15 protein-coding genes and 2 riboswitches are annotated in these 17,961 nt (G+C 49.3%); of the genes, 12 read left to right on the top strand and 3 right to left on the bottom strand.

All coding sequences use genetic code 11. The features are described from left to right. Positions 1-94: 94 nt before the first annotated feature. Positions 95-1,807, bottom strand: a complete 1,713-nt coding sequence (locus tag EV210_RS08465; RefSeq protein WP_132078503.1) for a methyl-accepting chemotaxis protein — start codon at positions 1,805-1,807, stop codon at positions 95-97. Positions 1,808-2,127: 320 nt separating this feature from the next. Here EV210_RS08465 and EV210_RS08460 point away from each other — a divergent pair, with 320 nt between their 5' ends. The 9 genes from EV210_RS08460 to hutI all read left to right on the top strand — a co-directional run bounded on the left by EV210_RS08460 (position 2,128) and on the right by hutI (position 13,785). Next, positions 2,128-3,327, top strand: a complete 1,200-nt coding sequence (locus tag EV210_RS08460) for an iron-containing alcohol dehydrogenase (RefSeq protein WP_132078500.1) — start codon at positions 2,128-2,130, stop codon at positions 3,325-3,327. Between the two features lie 219 nt (positions 3,328-3,546). Beyond that, positions 3,547-3,643, top strand: a riboswitch (glycine riboswitch). 124 nt (positions 3,644-3,767) lie between these two features. Continuing rightward, a complete protein-coding gene (locus EV210_RS08455) occupies positions 3,768-5,027 on the top strand; it encodes a pyridoxal phosphate-dependent aminotransferase (RefSeq protein ID WP_165898837.1) in 1,260 nt (419 codons plus the stop codon). A 149-nt stretch (positions 5,028-5,176) separates the two neighbouring features. Beyond that, a complete protein-coding gene (locus EV210_RS08450; RefSeq protein ID WP_132078494.1) occupies positions 5,177-6,532 on the top strand; it encodes an MATE family efflux transporter in 1,356 nt (451 codons plus the stop codon). Positions 6,533-6,589: 57 nt separating this feature from the next. Then, a complete protein-coding gene (locus EV210_RS08445) occupies positions 6,590-7,090 on the top strand; it encodes a DUF6803 family protein (protein ID WP_132078491.1) in 501 nt (166 codons plus the stop codon). A gap of 178 nt (positions 7,091-7,268) precedes the next feature. Continuing rightward, entirely contained in the window at positions 7,269-8,246 is a 978-nt protein-coding gene (locus EV210_RS08440; RefSeq protein ID WP_132078488.1) for an agmatinase family protein, read from the top strand. A 139-nt stretch (positions 8,247-8,385) separates the two neighbouring features. Then, on the top strand, positions 8,386-8,835 hold the full coding sequence (locus tag EV210_RS08435) for a HutP family protein (protein ID WP_279388499.1): 450 nt from the start codon (positions 8,386-8,388) through the stop codon (positions 8,833-8,835). A gap of 97 nt (positions 8,836-8,932) precedes the next feature. After that, the gene (locus EV210_RS08430) at positions 8,933-10,981 is read left to right on the top strand and encodes a urocanate hydratase (protein ID WP_132078485.1); all 2,049 of its coding nucleotides are present in this window, start codon (positions 8,933-8,935) and stop codon (positions 10,979-10,981) included. A gap of 3 nt (positions 10,982-10,984) precedes the next feature. Beyond that, complete coding sequence (gene hutH, locus EV210_RS08425; protein ID WP_132078482.1) at positions 10,985-12,511, top strand: histidine ammonia-lyase; 1,527 nt, start codon at positions 10,985-10,987, stop codon at positions 12,509-12,511. Positions 12,512-12,543: 32 nt separating this feature from the next. After that, entirely contained in the window at positions 12,544-13,785 is a 1,242-nt protein-coding gene (gene hutI, locus EV210_RS08420; protein WP_132078479.1) for an imidazolonepropionase, read from the top strand. A 36-nt stretch (positions 13,786-13,821) separates the two neighbouring features. Here the strand turns inward: hutI and EV210_RS08415 are convergent, their stop codons facing one another. Next, positions 13,822-14,382, bottom strand: coding sequence for a hypothetical protein (locus EV210_RS08415; protein WP_132078476.1), 561 nt, complete (start codon positions 14,380-14,382; stop codon positions 13,822-13,824). Between the two features lie 377 nt (positions 14,383-14,759). On the opposite strand from EV210_RS08415, the gene EV210_RS08410 reads away from it, so the two are divergent. After that, entirely contained in the window at positions 14,760-15,209 is a 450-nt protein-coding gene (locus EV210_RS08410; protein ID WP_132078473.1) for a GNAT family N-acetyltransferase, read from the top strand. Here the strand turns inward: EV210_RS08410 and EV210_RS08405 are convergent. Further along, the gene (locus tag EV210_RS08405) at positions 15,201-16,646 is read right to left on the bottom strand and encodes an FMN-binding glutamate synthase family protein (protein ID WP_132078470.1); all 1,446 of its coding nucleotides are present in this window, start codon (positions 16,644-16,646) and stop codon (positions 15,201-15,203) included. The two genes, EV210_RS08410 and EV210_RS08405, sit on opposite strands and share 9 nt — an antisense overlap. 207 nt (positions 16,647-16,853) lie before the next feature. Here EV210_RS08405 and EV210_RS08400 point away from each other — a divergent pair, with 207 nt between their 5' ends. Together EV210_RS08400 and EV210_RS08395 are read left to right on the top strand one after the other, a co-directional pair. Further along, complete coding sequence (locus tag EV210_RS08400; protein WP_132078467.1) at positions 16,854-17,429, top strand: ATP-dependent Clp protease proteolytic subunit; 576 nt, start codon at positions 16,854-16,856, stop codon at positions 17,427-17,429. Position 17,430: 1 nt separating this feature from the next. Beyond that, a riboswitch (guanidine-I (ykkC/yxkD leader) is annotated at positions 17,431-17,532 on the top strand. A gap of 84 nt (positions 17,533-17,616) precedes the next feature. Then, a complete protein-coding gene (locus EV210_RS08395; protein ID WP_132078464.1) occupies positions 17,617-17,952 on the top strand; it encodes a hypothetical protein in 336 nt (111 codons plus the stop codon). Positions 17,953-17,961: the final 9 nt, after the last annotated feature.

The following is a 17,961-nucleotide window of genomic DNA, read 5'->3' as shown; positions in this document are numbered from 1 at the left end:
TATTATACCTTTTTTTCCAATGTATGTCCATTGAACATGATGGGGAAAGCCAAGACGCAGCTCAAAAATACCGAGCTGTTTCTTGGCTCCGCTTTTAAATGGTGAATTGTCCAACAGACTGCTTTAACTGGACGGATAAAGCAGTTAAGGCCTGGCTGGAGGCAGTTATCTCCTCCAGTGCAGTTGACTGCTGGGTAAGGGAAGCTGCAATCGTCTGAGTTTGCTGCATAATTTCATTGCTGATGATATCAACTTGTTGTACGGCGGCCAAGACCTTGGTGCCATGATCTACGAGTTTCAGCAAGGTTTCGGCGGAAATACGGGCCATTGCCGCGACCCCGTTGATTTCCTGCGTAATTGTCCCAAAAGCGGCTCCTGCCTGCTGGACGACCTGCGTCCCTTTCTGCACTTCTAACGAGCCTGTTGTAATGGAAGCAACAGCTGATTCTGTACGAGACTGAATTTTATCAATAATGCCGGTAATTTGTTGTGCCGCTGCCTGGGACTGCTCGGCGAGCTTGCGGACCTCATCGGCTACAACGGCAAAGCCCCGGCCTTGTTCGCCTGCCCGGGCAGCTTCGATTGCTGCATTCAGTGCCAGGAGGTTAGTCTGATTGGCAAGCCCGGCAATCACGGTAATGATTTTACCGATTTCAAAAGAGCTTTCCCCTAATTCGGCAATGATTTCGGCTGATTCGCCGGTCTTATGCTCGATACTCTTCATTTGGCTGATGGCTGTTGCAATTGCATCATTGCCATCGGCAATGATCGTAAGCGTATGGTCTGTAATAGCTGCGGTTTCTTTCGCGCTGGCGGCACCGTCCCGGATACCGGCGGTTATGTCCTCAACTGCAGCTAAAACGCCGGCCGAGGTTTGTGATTGACGCTGCGTACCGGCAGCTGTCTGTTCGGTTAACCCGGCGACTTGGCCAGCTGACTGGGCAGATTGCTCGGCATTGATGGTAAGTTCTTCTGCCGCAGCGGATACTTGCTGGGCCGATAAGGAAAGCTGACCGATGAGCTGCCGCAAATTATCGGTCATATCATTGACGACTGAGGCTAACTGACCGAGCTCATCATTGCGCGGTATATCAATTTTTTTTGTCAAATCACCGCCGTTATTGGCCATTTCCCGCAGTTTATCAATAATATTTTGTAAAGGCCTGGTGATTGTCTGGCGTGAGAACCAGTACATAACGCCTATCGTTAGCAGGCTTACCAGCAAGTTGGCCAGCAGAATAGAGGTCGTTGCCGCTGCGACCGTCTGCTCTACATCGTCTATATTGATACCGGTACAAATAACCCAGCCCCATGGTTCGTACAGCTTGGAATAAATACGGCGGTGCAATGGTTCGGGCACACCCGGTTTGGTATACCATAAGTTCAGGTAATAACCGGACTCTTTATTTTGCTGCGCTCCCGCTATATACTCACGAACGGTAAACGTTCCTCTACTATCTTTTACGCCGCTTCTGTCCTTGCCGACCAGCTGTGGCTGATCACCATGCATCACGTTCACCAGACTAGTGTTGTCAATCCAAAAATAGCTGTTTTGGGAATAGCGGATCGGGGTAGTCGCTTCGATTGCTCTGGCTTGTGCTTCCTGCACGGTCAAGGTGCCCTTTTCCGCCAGTGAGGCGTAATAAGCAACCAAAGAGTGCAGACTTTCCACATTGGTTTTTAGCTGCAAATCCTTTTCCCGGTAAATACTGGTCCGGGTCTGAGGAATAATATAGAAATAACTAAACAAGGTAAATAATACGATGGGAACAATTGTGACAATCATTAACTTACTGCTTATTTTCATGGCGGACCCCTTTGCGATAATTTGTTGCCTGGCAGGATAATGATTGTTATTATCAAATAATTCCTGCCAAACTTCATTATATTGGTAAAAAAATGAGTTGTAAAGTCGGAAATAACCGGCGCTGTTCCGTTAAGACCGGCAAATTCAGCACCTTATAGGGGTAATTCAACAGAAAGAACGCATTGCAGCGAATTATGATGTGAATTAAGTTATTTTTTTCACGAATAGTGATTGCTTTTTCCAGTACTGTTTCGTATACTGAACATGAAACGTATGGAAATGATTAACAGTAAATGACGTGTTGAAAGGGTGGGATGCTCATGTGGGAAAATCAAATTGATATTCACAAGGTTATGGAGATCCGATCAAGAACAACGGTTTATTTAGGTGTCGGAGCGATTCAAAAGGCCAAGGATATCGCGGCAGCTCTGGCAGCAAAAAACATCAGCAAGGCCGTCATTATAACCGGTAAGTCTTCTCATATTAAGACCGGTGCCTGGGATGTTGTGAAAAAAGCGTTAGAGGAAACTGGCATAGAATATGTGTTATATAGTAAAATTACGCCGAATCCAACTGTTGACCAGGTGGATGAAGCAACAAAAGAGGCGCTCGCTTTTGGTGCCCAGGCTGTTATTGCCATTGGCGGCGGCAGTCCGATTGATGCCGGCAAGAGCGTAGCTATTCTGCTTGCGTATCCTGATAAGACCGCGCGCGATCTCTATCAATTTACCTTCAGTCCCGAAGAGGCTGTTCCTATCGTTGCTATTAATTTGACTCACGGTACCGGTACGGAGGCAGACCGCTTTGCCGTGGTGACTATTCCGGAGAAAGAATATAAGCCTGCCATTGCTTATGACTGCATTTATCCGCTGTATGCCATTGACGATCCGGCCCTGATGACGATGCTGCCGCCGGATCAGACGGTTTATGTATCGGTAGATGCTGTGAATCACGTAATTGAGGCGGCGACCACAATCAATGCCAATCCGTTTGCCATCAGCCTGGCCCGGGAAACGATCCAGCTGGTTCATGATTATCTGCTGGAGGCTAAACGCGATCCTCAGGATTTAAAAGCCCGTTATTTCCTGCTTTACGCTTCGCTTTTGGCCGGAATTTCCTTTGACAACGGCCTGCTGCACTTTACGCATGCCCTGGAACATCCGCTTAGCGGGGTTAAGCCTGAATTAACACATGGTTTGGGGTTAGGAATTTTACTGCCTGCTGTGGTACAGCAGATCTATCCGGCGAGAGCGCAGGTGCTGGCTGATATTCTGGCGCCGCTTGTGCCGGGGCTGACAGGAGATCCCGGTGAAGCGGCGAAAGCCTATGACGGACTGAAAAAGTGGCTGCAGGAAGTCGGGATTAATGGCAGCTTAGCCTCCGAGGGCTTTACGGAGAAGGATCTTGATAAATTGACCCAGCTGGCTTTTGAGACGCCAAGCCTGGATGCGCTGCTCAGTATGGCACCTGTACCGGCAACGAAAGAAACGGTGTGGCAAATATACAAAAACTCGCTGTAGTTTAACAAAATAGGCTCTGCCGGGATGCTTTGCCCGGCAGAGCCTATTTTTGTGTAAAAAAGGGGACAGTCCCCTTTTTTTGTTCCCCGTGGGCCAGGCAGAGAGAGAGTGGAATTTGCTTGTATTTTTGATAGGGGTAATTTATAATAAGGGCAAAGAGTATTCTCAATAACGACAAATGTATATCTGGATGAAATTTGCGGGAGTTAAACCGCAAAGGGACGGAACTCTGGAGAGACTCTCTACCGAGAGCGCCGAAGGGGAAACCCAGCATACCGCTGATAAATCTCTCAGGCAAAAGGACAGAGATACTAGTACGCCGCACGTTTGTGCTGCCGTATTTTGGCGTCTGCTTGTCTTTCCAGGGTCAAATCAGAATGGATTTGGCTCTTTTTTATTTTATTTTATTTTTTGCAGATTTCCGGAGAAAGGGAGAGAATATGAGTAAACAAATGCCGATTGCCGCACCGCATACCTGGGGGAAATATACTCCGGATAAAATTTTTACCGTTGTCTCAAATGCTACCCAGGCCAAAGCGGCTTATGGCAGGGACCAGGTTATTAATGGAGCACCGGGAACGTTCCTTGATGAAACGGAAACAATTTTTTGTCTGCCTACGGTGGAGACCGTATACCGCAGTATTCCAATGAACGAGGTAGTTGCCTATTCGCCGCTGGAAGGAGCTCCTGATTTTCTGGAGGCCGCCATTCAACATGTGTTCCGCGATTTTCGCCCCGCCGCTCATATCAAGGCGGTTGCAACGCCTGGCGGCACAGGTGCCTTGCATAATATTGTGGCCAATTACACCTCGGTTGGTGATGCTGTTCTGTCCAGTGAATGGTGCTGGGGACCGTATAAATCAATTGCTGAGGATGCACTGCGCCGGTTTGAAACTTTTTCCCTGTTCGCCGGAGACAAATTTAACCTGGCCGAAATGGAAGAAAAAATGGCAGCATTGCTGGCAACGCAGGAGCGGCTTGTCGTTGTTTTAAACACGCCATCCCACAATCCCACCGGCTATTCCATGACAAATGAGGAGTGGAAGGCAGTCCTGGAAAGTTCTAAAAAGCTGGCAGTACCGGGACGCTTTATTATTTTGGCCATTGATGTGGCTTATTTGGATTACACGGAGGACCAGCAGGCGAGCCGTTCTTTTTTTCCGCTGCTGGCTGAGCTGCCGGAGAACGTACTGCCGATTATCTGTTTCAGTATGTCAAAAAGCTTTACGCTTTATGGGCAGAGGGTCGGTGCGATGATTGGCGTGTCCCGGAGTGAACACATTGCCGATGAATTTTTCAAAACAAATCAGATTACCTGCCGGGCCAGCTGGTCAAGCATCAATCGCGGGGCATCCAAAGTACTGGCCGCTATTTATGCCAATCCTGAGCTGATAAGAAAGAGTGATGAAGAGCGTGCAGCCGCTCTGGCTATTATTAGATCCCGTGCCGCATTATTCAGCAGTGAAGCGAAGACTGCCGGGTTGGAATTTCTTCCGTACCGCTCCGGTTTTTTCCTGACGATTCCCTGCCAAAAGCCGGAGGAAGTTTGTCAGGTCCTGAATAAAGCCAACATTTTTCTGGTTCCTCTGGCCAAAGGCATCCGTATTTCGGTTTGTGCGATTCCGACAAGCAAAATGTCCGGTCTGGCGGTTAAAATAAAACAGGCAATTGATCAGGTTAACGTTCAGGCTAATCAATAAAATATAACATTCAAGCAACCTTCACACGGAATGTGTGCCGGAGGTTGCTTTTTTTATTCTTAAGTAATGACAGGGAATTTGATAATTCCCTGCTCTTGGTGGTACAATAAGTCGTTATAGTAAAAGCGAAGAGAAGCCCGGAGGTAGGTATGGACAAATCAGTTGCCTTAGGAGAGCAGAAGATAAGCACATTATTATGGGACTATTCCGTTCCGGCGATTATTGGAATGGTAGTTAATGCTTTATATAATGTGGTGGATAGCATTTTTGTCGGACAAGGGGTTGGTGAGATCGGCTTAATTGCTGTTACGATTGCCTTTCCGTTAATGATGATTCTAATGGCGGTGGGAATGTTTGTGGGACTGGGAGCAGCCTCCCTGGTATCCATTCGCCTGGGTGAACAGGACAAAGCAGGTGCAGAACTTATTTTAGGCAATGCGTTGACGATGGTTATCGGGCTTGTCGTCATTACTACTGCAGCCGCCTTATGGTTTCTAGAGCCGCTGCTGTTGTTTTTAGGGGCAACACCGGATGTCCTTCCCTATGCTAAGAGCTTCATGACCATTATTTTGGCAGGCAGCGTTTTTATGCATGTAAGCTTTGGCCTGAATGGCATCATCCGGGCCCAGGGAGATCCGAAAACAGCGCTGCTGACAATGCTGATCGGAGCGGTGTTAAATACCATCCTTAATCCCCTGTTCATTTTTGGACTTCACTGGGGCATAGAAGGCTCAGCCTGGGCAACTGTATGTTCTCAGGCCGTCGCAACGGTATGGGTAATGACGTATTTTATAAAAGGTACCGGCACATTACAACTAAAACGCAGATATCTTGCTGTTCAGAGCGAGGTTATGACCGGTATTGCCAAAATCGGTCTGGCGCCCTTTTTATTACAGATTGGCAACAGCCTGGTTATTGTTGTGTTGAATTTCAGTCTGATGACCTATGGCGGTGCTTTGGCGATTGCCGCTTTTGGGATTATTAACAGGGTGTTGATGCTGATGCTGATGCCGGTAATGGGCATCAGTCAGGGGGCTCAACCGATTATCGGCTATAATTATGGTGCAGGCAATTACCGGCGGGTGATTGAAACCGTTAAACTGGCCGTAATAGCAGCCAGCGGCCTTTGTGTGTTTGGCTTTGTCGGCGTACAACTTTTGGATGTACATATTATTCGGCTGTTTAACGGCAACCCTGAGCTGGTGCAGCTTGGCGCAGACGGATTGCGCTTGTTTTTACTGATGCTGCCAATCATTGGGTTTCAGATTATCAGCGCTAACTATTTTCAGGCTGTCGGCAAGGCTGGTTATGCGATTGTTTTTAATGTATTACGGCAAATTATCCTGCTGATTCCCCTTATCTTTCTCTTGCCGAAGTTTTGGGGCCTAACGGGAATTTGGCTGGCCGGCCCAATTTCTGATATAGGAGCAGCGCTGTTGACAGGAATTTTTATGGCTAGGGAATTAAGAATACTGAGTTCCCAGCAAGAAGCGGAAAATTCATAAGTTCTTCATATTTGCCTGTTATAATGGGGGCATCAACCAAAAGGAGTGATGCTGACAATGAACATGACCCATTATATGGCCTTGCTTGCTGATAATCAGCCCTGGAATCTGATTTTGTATATGGTAATACCGGTGGGACTTGCAGAGGCGTTGGTTGCTACTGAGTTTTACACCGTTTTTCTTAGAGGAAAAGCCGGTCAATGGAGAGTTTGGAACAAGTATCTTGGTATCGTTCTCGGTTTTTACTTTCTCGGCATCTTTCTGAACCTGATGATTACAACTGTTCCCGGCATCCAATGGCGCGGACCGGCCGATATCATTGCAGTTGGATTTTATCTGAGCGGTGTACTGCCGCTGTTCAGCATTGCACTACTTGAGCTTGGCGTGCTGGGCAAAGGTAAAACCGAGGAAGAAAAGATGAAGCTTCACTTTATTCTGCTGACGGTATTTCTTATTGTGGCGCATATTGCGATGATTTTCGGTATGGTTGATCCTGCCATAATGGGCTGGGATCCCGGCACAACCGGTGTTCCGGCACCGCAGCACCACAATCACTAAGTCGAATAGAGGGCCGCAGAACTAGTACTACCCGGATATTCGGACTTGACTTCGGAACGACCGATCGGTTAAACTAATTGTAATTAAGCCTAGAGCTATGAGATGTTGAGAAGGCAAGACTCTATTGAGTTTTGCCTTTTTTTGTTTATGGTCAGCATGGTAAAGGAGCAAAGAGCAAATGAAAAAAATTGAACTTTTAAATCCTCCTGAAGTTATTTTCCGTTCCAACTGGGTAGACCGCTATGAAACGAAAGTGTCCCGCTGGCTAATCCCCTGGGATGGTGCCGAGGCAGTGGATATCGGGCTGATCGGGGTACCGCTGTCCAAAACGTCGATTAGTGTTTCCGGTGCGTCGATGCTGCCAAATGCAATGCGGGAATTATTTAAGACGGTTACCACCTATAATGTTGATGCTGATGTCGATTTGCAGGAGCTGCTGGCCCGTGATATGGGAGATCTGCAAATGCATGTCACCGATCTTCTCCGGTGCCATCAGAATATTGAACAAGGCATGACCAATGTTTATGAAGCGCTGCCGGGGATTTTTCCCATTCTGGTGGGAGGTGATCACTCCATCACCTATCCTTCGGTAAAAGCGTTTAAAAAGCGTTTTTCCGGAAAGGTGGGCATTGTACAGTTCGATGCTCACATGGACGTGCGCAACTTAGAGGACGGGGGGCCGTCCAACGGGACGCCGATTCGCAGCTTGCTTGAATCGGCGATAGTGGAAGGACGGCATATTGCGCAGCTGGGCATTCACAGTTTTGCTAATGCCAAGCCCTATCGCGAATATGCTTTGTCTAAAGGCATTACCCAGTTCACGGCCCGCCAGGTAGCCAAAGAAGGTATCGAGAATCTGGTTAAGCAGGCCATGGAGATTGCCGGCAACGGTACAGAAGCGATTTATGTAACGGTAGATATGGATGTTCTCGATCAGGCATACGCTCCGGGTGTACCGGCGATGGCCCCTGCAGGGATGACCTCCTGGCAGCTCCTGGATGGTCTGTTCTTACTCGGTCAAAATCCCAAGGTAAAAGGCCTGGATGTAGTTTGCGTCGATCCTGTGCGGGATCAGCGTCAAAGTACGATCCGGACGGCCTTATACGGTATTTTGACTTTTCTGGCCGGATACAGCAAACGCGAAAGTTCTGTTTGACATTGAAAAGTAAGTAAAATATGATGGAAACAAGGTCTGCGAAGATAAATTCAGCCTGGAGCTAAGAGATGGCAGCGGAAAAACCGCTGGCTAAGAGTAGGCTGATTTTAGACAGTTTGGCCAGGAAGGGCGGTATGTTGTGAGGCAGACGGAAACGATCAGTCTGGGAAAAATGGCTGTTTTCCTAGCTCTCCATACGGGAGAGGCTGAAGCTGCTATGCTGAAGCACGGACGGGAATGCGGCTATAAGCTGTATAAAGGAAAAGTTGGGTCAATGGATTCTGCTAAGATTTTTGCGGCTATTGAAACAGCTGCAAAGCGGGAAGGGCTGATTAATGATCAGTACCGGGAAGAACATGCGCTGTATCACTGTATTTTAGAGGCTTATCACGGAATATGCCGGGGACAGACCGGCCTTGGAAATATTATGCGCAGTGCCGGGCTGTTGTTCAGCATTGTGCGTGGTCCGCGGCTTCCTGGTGATGAAAGTGACGGTGATTGGGTGGCCGTAGCATTATATGGCAGTATGGGTGCGCCAATTAAAGGATATGAGCATGAGGTATTTGGTCTGGGAATCAATCCCGTATAATTGTATAGATTTTGCCTAGAGCTATAAGATGATAGGAGGCAGAACCCGCAAGGGTTTTGCCTCTTTTTTTATGCGAAATTAGGAGAGTGATATTGCAATGACGAATAACGAAATAATTGCCGGTGCTATGACGATTAAGCTGGATAATCAGCTGCCACCAATGCCTGAGTTTGCGCCCGGTGTACGCCGGGCGCCCAGCCGGGGCTTTAGGCTGACACAGTCGCAAACGGAAATTGCCTTGAAAAATGCCCTGCGGTATGTGCCGGCAGAACTGCATGATCAGCTGGCGCCAGAGTTCTTAGCGGAATTAATGACTTACGGACGTGTCTATGCTTACCGCTACCGTCCGCATGGTGCGATAACCGGACGGCCGATCGATGAATATCAGGGAAAGTGCCTGGAAGGCAAAGCGTTCCAGGTCATGATGGATAACAATCTAAGCTTTGAAATTGCCCTTTACCCCTATGAGCTGGTTACCTATGGCGAAACAGGTCAGGTATGCCAGAACTGGCTGCAATACAGTCTGATCAAAAAGTATCTTGCAGAATTAACGGAGAATCAGACACTGGTTGTTCAGTCAGGACATCCGGTAGGACTGTTTCCGTCCAAGCCGGATGCACCCCGGGTCATTATCACCAATGCCCTAATGGTCGGCATGTTTGACAACCAGCAAGACTGGGAGGTGGCTGAGCAAATGGGCGTAGCCAATTATGGACAAATGACGGCAGGCGGCTGGATGTACATCGGTCCCCAGGGTATTGTCCATGGGACGTTTAATACGCTGCTAACTGCTGGCAGAATCAAGCTGGGTATCGCAGAAGATGGGGATCTCAGGGGCAAATTGTTTGTCAGTTCCGGTTTAGGTGGGATGAGCGGTGCCCAGCCTAAGGCGGTGGAAATTGCCAATGGAGTCGGGATTATTGCAGAAGTGGATTATTCCCGTATTCAGACAAGACTGGAGCAGGGCTGGGTTCAACAGGTATCCGCCGACCGGGGGGAAGTCTTCCGGCTTGCCGCCGAATACATGCAAAAAGAACGGCCTCAGTCTATTGCCTATCATGGCAATATTGTCGATCTGTTAGAATATGCCGTAGAGCAGAATATTACGATCCACTTGCTGTCCGATCAAACGTCCTGTCATGTGGCTTATGACGGCGGCTATTGCCCCCAGGGGGTTACGTTTGCCGAACGGACAGCGCTGCTGGCCGAGGACCGTACGGCATTTGCCCGGCTGGTTGATCAATCCTTGAAGCGCCATTTTGAGCTGATCTGTATTCTGGCAAGCAGAGGCACTTATTTCTTTGATTATGGCAATGCCTTTATGAAGGCCGTATATGATGCGGGTGTTACAGAAATATCCCGCAATGGCATTGATGATAAAGAGGGCTTTATTTTTCCTTCTTATGTAGAGGATATTATGGGGCCCGAGTTGTTTGATTACGGCTACGGTCCCTTCCGCTGGGTTTGCTTAAGCGGCAAGGAAGAAGACTTGATTAAGACCGACCAGGCGGCGATGAATTCTATTGATCCTAACCGGCGGGGGCAGGACCGGGATAATTATGTGTGGATCCGCGATGCCCAAAAAAATAAACTGGTTGTTGGTACCAAGGCCCGGATTTTGTACCAGGATGCCGAAGGCCGGAAAAAAATTGCGCTTACTTTTAACGAAATGGTGAGAAGGGGAGAAATCGGTCCGGTTATGCTTGGTCGTGATCATCATGATGTGAGCGGTACGGATTCACCTTTCCGGGAAACTGCCAATATTAAAGACGGCAGCAATATTATGGCCGATATGGCTACGCATTGCTTTGCCGGTAATGCTGCCCGGGGGATGAGTCTGGTGGCACTGCATAATGGCGGCGGTGTAGGCATCGGTAAGGCGATCAACGGCGGATTCGGACTGGTACTGGATGGCAGCGAACGCGTGGACGCCATCATTCGTTCCGCCATGTTGTGGGATGTAATGGGCGGTGTGGCGCGACGCTCGTGGGCGCGCAATGAAAACTCCATTATTACCTGCGTGGATTTTAACCGGCAATATGCCGGCGCCGGACATATTACGCTGCCGTATATTCCCCGCGAAGAGTTAATTAACAGGGTTGTCAGTCAGGCCTTTTCTAAGCAAAAATCAGGTAAGGAGAATTAAGCGATGATACTGCTCAATGGTTATGACCTCACACTAGAAGAAGTAGTTAGGGTTGCCCGGAATTATGAAGAGGTGCAGGTAAGCGAAGCGGGTATGATGCAGCTTGCTGCCAGCCGGGCTATTGTCGATAAAGTGCTGGACGAGGAAAACCCCGTTTATGGTATTTCCACCGGCTTTGGAGATTTCAGCAAGGTTTTTATTTCTAAGGATCAGCGGGAGAAACTGCAGCGCAATCTTATTTTGAGTCATGCAGCCGGCGTGGGGGAGAAACTGCCGGAGGATGTTGTGCGGGCAGCCATGCTGCTGCGGGCTAATTCGCTCAGCAAGGGATATTCCGGTATTCGGCCGGCTACGGTAACCATGCTGCTGGAAATGCTGAACCGCCGCGTTTATCCGGCAATTCCCTGCAAAGGCTCGGTCGGAGCGAGTGGAGACTTATCCCCTCTTTCGCATATGGTGCTGGTCATGATGGGCGAAGGGCAGGCCTTTGTAAATGGAGAGCTGGTAAGCGGTGCTAAAGCTCTGGCCTATGTTAACCTTCAGCCGATTGTACTGGGGGGGAAAGAAGGCCTGGCGCTAATTAACGGTACACAGATTATGACCGCTGTAGGGTGTCTCGTGTGGCAGGATGCTGTAGATCTAATGAAAACGGCAGATATTGCTGCGGCACTTTCCTTAGAGGCTCTCAAAGGAACACGAACCGCTTTTGACCCCAGAATTAGTCAGGTGCGTCCGCATAAAGGGCAAATTGCCACGGGAAACAATATTTTACTGCTTACCGGCGAGAGCGGCATTATTTCCTCTCATGCCAATTGCTCCAAAGTACAGGATGCCTATTCGCTGCGCTGCGTGCCTCAAGTCCACGGTGCTTCAAAAGATGCACTGCGGCGGGTGGAGGAAACACTGACGGTTGAAATTAATGCCGTTACGGATAATCCGTTAATTATGCCTGATGACGAAGAAGTCATATCAGGAGGAAACTTTCACGGCCAGCCGGTAGCATTGGTAATGGATTATCTGAAACTGGCTGTCGCGGAGATTGGCAATATTTCTGAACGGCGCATCAATCGTCTGCTGGATGCTCATTTAAGTGAGCTGCCGCCGTTTTTGACTGCCTACCCGGGAGTGGATTCAGGACTGATGATCACCCAGTATACGGCAGCTTCGCTGGTGTCGGAGAATAAGGTTCTCGTTCATCCGGCAAGTGCCGATTCGATCCCGACTTCAGCCAACCAGGAAGATCATGTCAGTATGGGGACGATTGCCGCCCGGCAGGGAAGAGAAATTCTCGAAAATGTCCGGTATATCCTGGCGGTAGAGTGCCTGTCGGCCTGTCAGGGCATCGATTTCCTCACGCCGCTCACGCCGGGAACCGGTACGGGCGCTGCCTGCCGTATCATCCGGGAAGTGGTGCCCCACCTTGATGAAGACCGGATCCCGGCACCTGATATTGAAACGATTTATCGCTTGATGACTACAGGCTTGCTGGTAAAAGGCGTAGAAGAAGCCGTTGGTCCGCTGGCTGTGTAATAGTTTGTCAGTACGGAAGGGAGGCGTTGAATATGGCAACGATTATTAAAAATATTGGTTTACTGGCCACTCCAACGGGTGTTATTGCGCAAAGCGGCGATGCCCAGGGGGCCATTCAGCTGATTCCTGATACTTATATTGCCGTAAAGGACGGTGTGATTGAAGAGGTCGGGAAAGCAGGAAGCAGCCGGGACTGGCAGGGCGGCGAAGCGGATACCGTCGTAGATGCCCAGGGGCTGCTTGTTACTCCTGGGCTGGTTGATGCGCACACGCACCTGTTATTTGCCGGCTGGCGGCAGCGTGAGCTGGCGCTCAAGCTGCAGGGCATGAGCTATCTGGATATCCTGGCTCAAGGCGGCGGGATTTTGCATACCGTGGAAAAGACCCGCGCGGCGTCGCTTGAGGAGCTGCTTGATCAGGGCATGAAGTCGCTGGATATTATGCTTGCTCATGGTACGACTACCTGTGAAGTAAAAAGCGGCTACGGGCTGACGACTGAAGCGGAGCTGAAATCACTGCGGGCTGTGCGCCAGTTGGGCAGGCAGCATGTTGTTGATGTTGTGCCTACCTTTATGGGAGCCCATGCTATTCCTGTTGAGTACAAGGGGCGCAGTACCGAATATGTCCGGCTGTTGTGCGAAGAAATGATTCCACTGGTGGCTGAAGAACGTCTGGCTGAGTTTTGTGATGTTTTTTGTGAGACCGGCGTATTTACCGTAGAAGAATCCAGAGAAATTCTGGAGTGCGGCAAGCGCTGCGGCTTACTGCCGAAAATCCATGCAGAGGAAATTACTGCTTTGGGCGGAGCAGAGCTGGCAGGCAAAGTCAGAGCGACTTCCGCCGAACACTTAATTCATGCTGACGATAACGGTCTCGATGCCATGGCGGCAGCTAATGTTATTGCAGTCCTTTTGCCGGGTACCTCCTTTTACCTGGGCGAAGCGTTTGCCCGGGCAAAGGACATGATTGACAGAGGAATTGCCGTAGCGGTAGCGAGCGACTTTAATCCCGGCTCCTGCCCGAATGAGTCTCTCCAGATCCCGATGAATATTGCCTGCCTAAAGTACCGTCTGACGCCGGAACAGGTCTTGACTGCCGCTACGCTGAATGGCGCGGCGGCGATTAACCGGTCCGGTAGTACGGGCAGTATTGAGCTAGGTAAGCTGGGGGATATTGTAATATGGAATGCACCTGATCTGAACTTTCTCTTTTATCACTGGGGCGTAAACCTGGTAAAAACAGTTGTAAAGCGGGGAAAAAGGGTGGTAGGCTAACAAAAAAAGGCTGTCGCATTTTGCGACAGCCTTTTTCTATACCCGGATTTCAAAGCTGCTTTTGGGCTTGGCGGGGGCATCTTGTGATGCTGTGGTGATGTCCATTCCAGCAGCTGGCTGTGGGGATTTACCTTTTTTAGCCACCTCCTGTGGTGCCTTTACCCGGTTGCTTTTAAAAAAATGCAGGCCTGTCAGTACAAGAGCGGCAATAACAACAAGTGCCAGGCACCAGCTGTATAAAGCACCGGTTGAACTTGGATCGGGCAGCTTTTTAGCAGGCTGGATGGTTTGCGCTGCTGTTTGCTCCGTTGCTGTGCCCGGCGTGGCAGCAGGCACTGGCAGTGCTGCTTGTCCGGCTTTAGGGGAAGTTTCTTGCGGCAGGGCTGTATTGGCGGCAGGCGATAGTGGCTGCGCCGTCTGGCCTTGAAAGGCCTTTCCCAGGTCTTCAAATTTTTGTAAGCTGCCGCCAGCAGCTGCGCTTGCCTCGGTAGCTGGTGCTGCCTGGGAAGGCTGGGCAGGATGAGCAGCAGAGCTGCCCGGTACTACGGGTGGAGTCGGTGGTGTTGGTTTATAGGGAGGCACCGGTGCAGTTGCCATAAAATCACCCCGTTACATGTCGTAATCGTATGCCCTTATTATATGGGCATAACGGGCGGGATGCAAGTCCGGCCGGTTATGCCTTGGTATTTGGATCCATATCCAAGCCAATTGCATACATAAGATTTCCACCTCATTTGATTTTAATTATCACTATCTTTTATAATAAGAAAGATACGTGTTTTTTGCTGTATCTCATGAGGCATTTTTAAATTTGTAAAGGCGGCATGCCAATGATTGATATTTTACAAAGACTGCCTTGTTTCAGGGGAAGAGCAGTGCTGAAATTGAAGAAATACAGGCATAGCAAAAGGGCTGCAGCTGACTGCAGCCCTTGGTGGTATTTGTGTGACAGTAACAAGATGGAGGAATAAACAATGTCGTGGCAGTTAAAAACGTTTGCGGAGCTTACGGTTGATGAGCTTTACGCAATTTTGCAGGTGCGGTTTCAGGTGTTTGTTTTGGAGCAGCAGTGCCTGTATGCCGAACTTGATGGCAAAGATCAGACAGCCTATCACCTATTCAAGGCGCAGGAGGGCAAAGTTGCTGCTTACTTGAGAATTTACCGGACAGCGGCTGGACAAGCCGCCTTGGGCAGGGTGCTTGTGAAAAAGCAATACCGCGGTCAGGGCATTGCCCAGGAGCTGCTGGAGAGAGCGATCTGTTTTGTTGAGCAAAAGTTAAATGCAGGTCAAATCAAAATTCAGGCGCAGGAGTATTTACGTAATTTTTACGGATCCTGGGGATTTGTACCGATTTCCAACGTTTATCTCGAGGATGGCATTCCCCATGTCGACATGCTGCGCAGTCATTCGCCCTTAAAGTGATTCTGGCTTCAACGTATGCAGCGGCTTGACTTTTCGATTTTTACTTTTCGGTCTGTAGGCTAAATTTATACCTGTCACTTTTGCCGTATACGGGTCAAGTGCTGCCAGGTCATCGGAACTCAGCTCTTTTAAAGAAGCTTTACCCAGGGCAAGCATTGCTTCTTCCATTTCCAGTGACATGGAGGTCAGAGTATTGGCAACGTAAGTGGCAGCCTTATCAATGGAAAGCTTTGTTTTGGAAGGGGAAGGATAATAGAGCAGAGTGGTAAGCGGCTCAAACGGAAGGACCTTTTGGCCTTGATTGTGGGCTAAGGCGAAAAGGGGAACGGTAGCCATATAAATGGCATCTGCGCCGAGTGCCAGAGCTTTCAGGCACTGGCCGGGGGTAAAATAGCCGCCAGCCACAATGAGGGTAATATTGCGGCCTTGTAAATAACGCTTCGCCCGAACCAGAGCATAGAGACTGGGGATACCAAAATCATCCTGCTTAATTGGAGTTGAGGCGTGGGCGCCCCCCTGGGCGCCATCCAGGACAACGGCATCAAAGCCAAGCTCCAGTGCCACAGCGAGGTCATCCTCCAGGTGGTTTGTCGCCATCAGCTTCAAAGCAATGGGAATTCCGTTAGCCCGCTTGCGCAGCTTAGCCATAAATTCCGGCCAATCATCAGGTGTGTATACACCGGGTGAGGCGGGGTAAGAGGCAGGTGATTCGCCTGGGGCTATCTGCCCCAGCTCTTGGGCTTTTCCTGCCATTTCAGCAGCTTCGAAGCGCGCCGCTCCCATATCAGCGCCTTGCCCCATTTGAACCTCCAGCATCGAAGCGCCGGCAATTTGTTCATCTGTCCGTTCTCCCCAGGACCAGCGGCTGATTTGCAGCACATACTTCTCGGCGATGGCCTCTTCCTCTGGCAATAGCGGGCCTTCCCCGGAACAGGTAGTGGTCTTAAGGATATTAGCTGCTTTGGCCAAGGCGATTTTGGCCTCGTCACTCAACGCCAGACCATAGGCCATTGCCCCGATCATAAGCGGTATTTGAATAGTAAGCGGTTTTTCTGCTTTGGGGGCAATCACAACCGACATATCAAGTTTCGCCGTTACAGGGAGAGGAAACTTGGTCATTTGATGGGGCTGAAACATGAGGTTTTCATACCCGAGAAAATGCTTTGGCGTTCCCAGCGGCCGGGTGATGACTTTGCCTTCTTCGGCCCGCAGGCTCATCTCGATCGCGTTTAATACGGAGAAGCGTTTTAAAGAGGGCAGAAACTCAGCCAGATTTTCTGAATATTTTTCTGTTAAAATGAGGTGGACGGCATTATCGCTAATTAGCTTAATCATGTAGCGGCACAAGGGTCTGGCGGTAATCACCAGTATTCCGATAAGGGCTATCAGGAGCAAGCCCAGCTGCTCCAGCATTGCTCTGTCTAACGTGATTTGCATGGCAGGTCATCCTTTGGCAGTAAAGTCATTGTTTAGCATACGATGAACTGCGAATTGTTATACAGATAAACGCTAAAAGGTGGGGGCATTTATCAAGCAAGAGCAGGTTTTTTGGTTCTGGCAAAGAATAACAGTTTATTAAGAAACTACAGCTATTTTAAAAAATCCGTACACAAGCGGATGGGCTAAAAGAGGAGTGACAAAGTAATGGAAGAGCAGGAAAAGCAAACTTATTCGGACAAATTACAGGGGCGGCTGCTGAAAACCCGTACGATTATAATTTCCGGTGAAATCACGCAAGATGTTGCTGCACGAGTGTCGGCGGAGCTGTTAATATTGCAGGAGCTCGGCGATGAACCAATTAAGCTGTTTATTAACAGTCAGGGCGGTCACGTAGAAGCTGGTGATACCATCCATGATATGATCCGGTTTATTAAGCCCAGAGTAATCATCATCGGAACAGGCTGGGTTGCCAGTGCCGGTATTACGATTTATCTCGCCGCCGAAAAGCAGGACCGCTATTCACTGCCAAATACGCGCTACATGATTCATCAGCCGCTGGGTGGTGTTCGCGGGCAGGCAACAGACATTCAGATCGAAGCGGAAGAAATAATCAAAATCCGTCGCCGAATCAACGGATTGATCAGCGAGCGCACAGGACAGCCGCTGGAAAAAGTGGAAAAAGATACGCTGCGCAATTATTGGCTTGATGCACAAGAAGCGAAAGCCTATGGAATCGTACAGCAGATTATTACCGGCTATGATGAGGTAGCTGCTAACTAAATAAGCGGCCTTCTAGGGTTCCGCGGCTTAGCCGGTCAGGTCCGAGAGAAGGCGCACAGCCAAGCTGCGGCTGTGTACACGGAAGGAGAAAAGCCTGGGAGTACATTTAGATGTGCTGCCAGGTTTTTTTATTGTATTTTGGCAGAGGATAGCATTGATATGCTAATAAAGGTAGGAGTTTGGTATAATGGACGTGTTGGTCATGGAGAATAAGTGGTTATTATTGCTACTATTAGAGGGTATTGCCTGGTCGGCAACCATATTTATGCTGTATGCCCGTTACAAACTGAAATCGCAATGCTGGTTTCGGGCGGCATCGGTATTGTTGGTAATGACCGGCGTTATTCCGCAGGTTTTGCTGGGCGTCGTAAATTTTGCCATAACGAAAGAGCTGGATTTGTTTACCCTGGTTATTTTGCTGTTGATTCTATACGGTGTAACAATCGGGAAAGGTCATGTCCGGCAGCTTGATTCCTGGGCGCAGCAGAAGTTTTCCGGTGATCCCCGGAAACTGCGGGAATAAGTACGCGGA

This window comes from Anaerospora hongkongensis (assembly GCF_004339805.1).
In the GTDB taxonomy this organism is placed as follows: Bacteria; Bacillota; Negativicutes; order Sporomusales; family DSM-15969; genus Anaerospora; species Anaerospora hongkongensis.
Note: the sequence above shows the minus strand (reverse complement) of the source record. Positions and strands in the feature narration are given on the sequence as shown.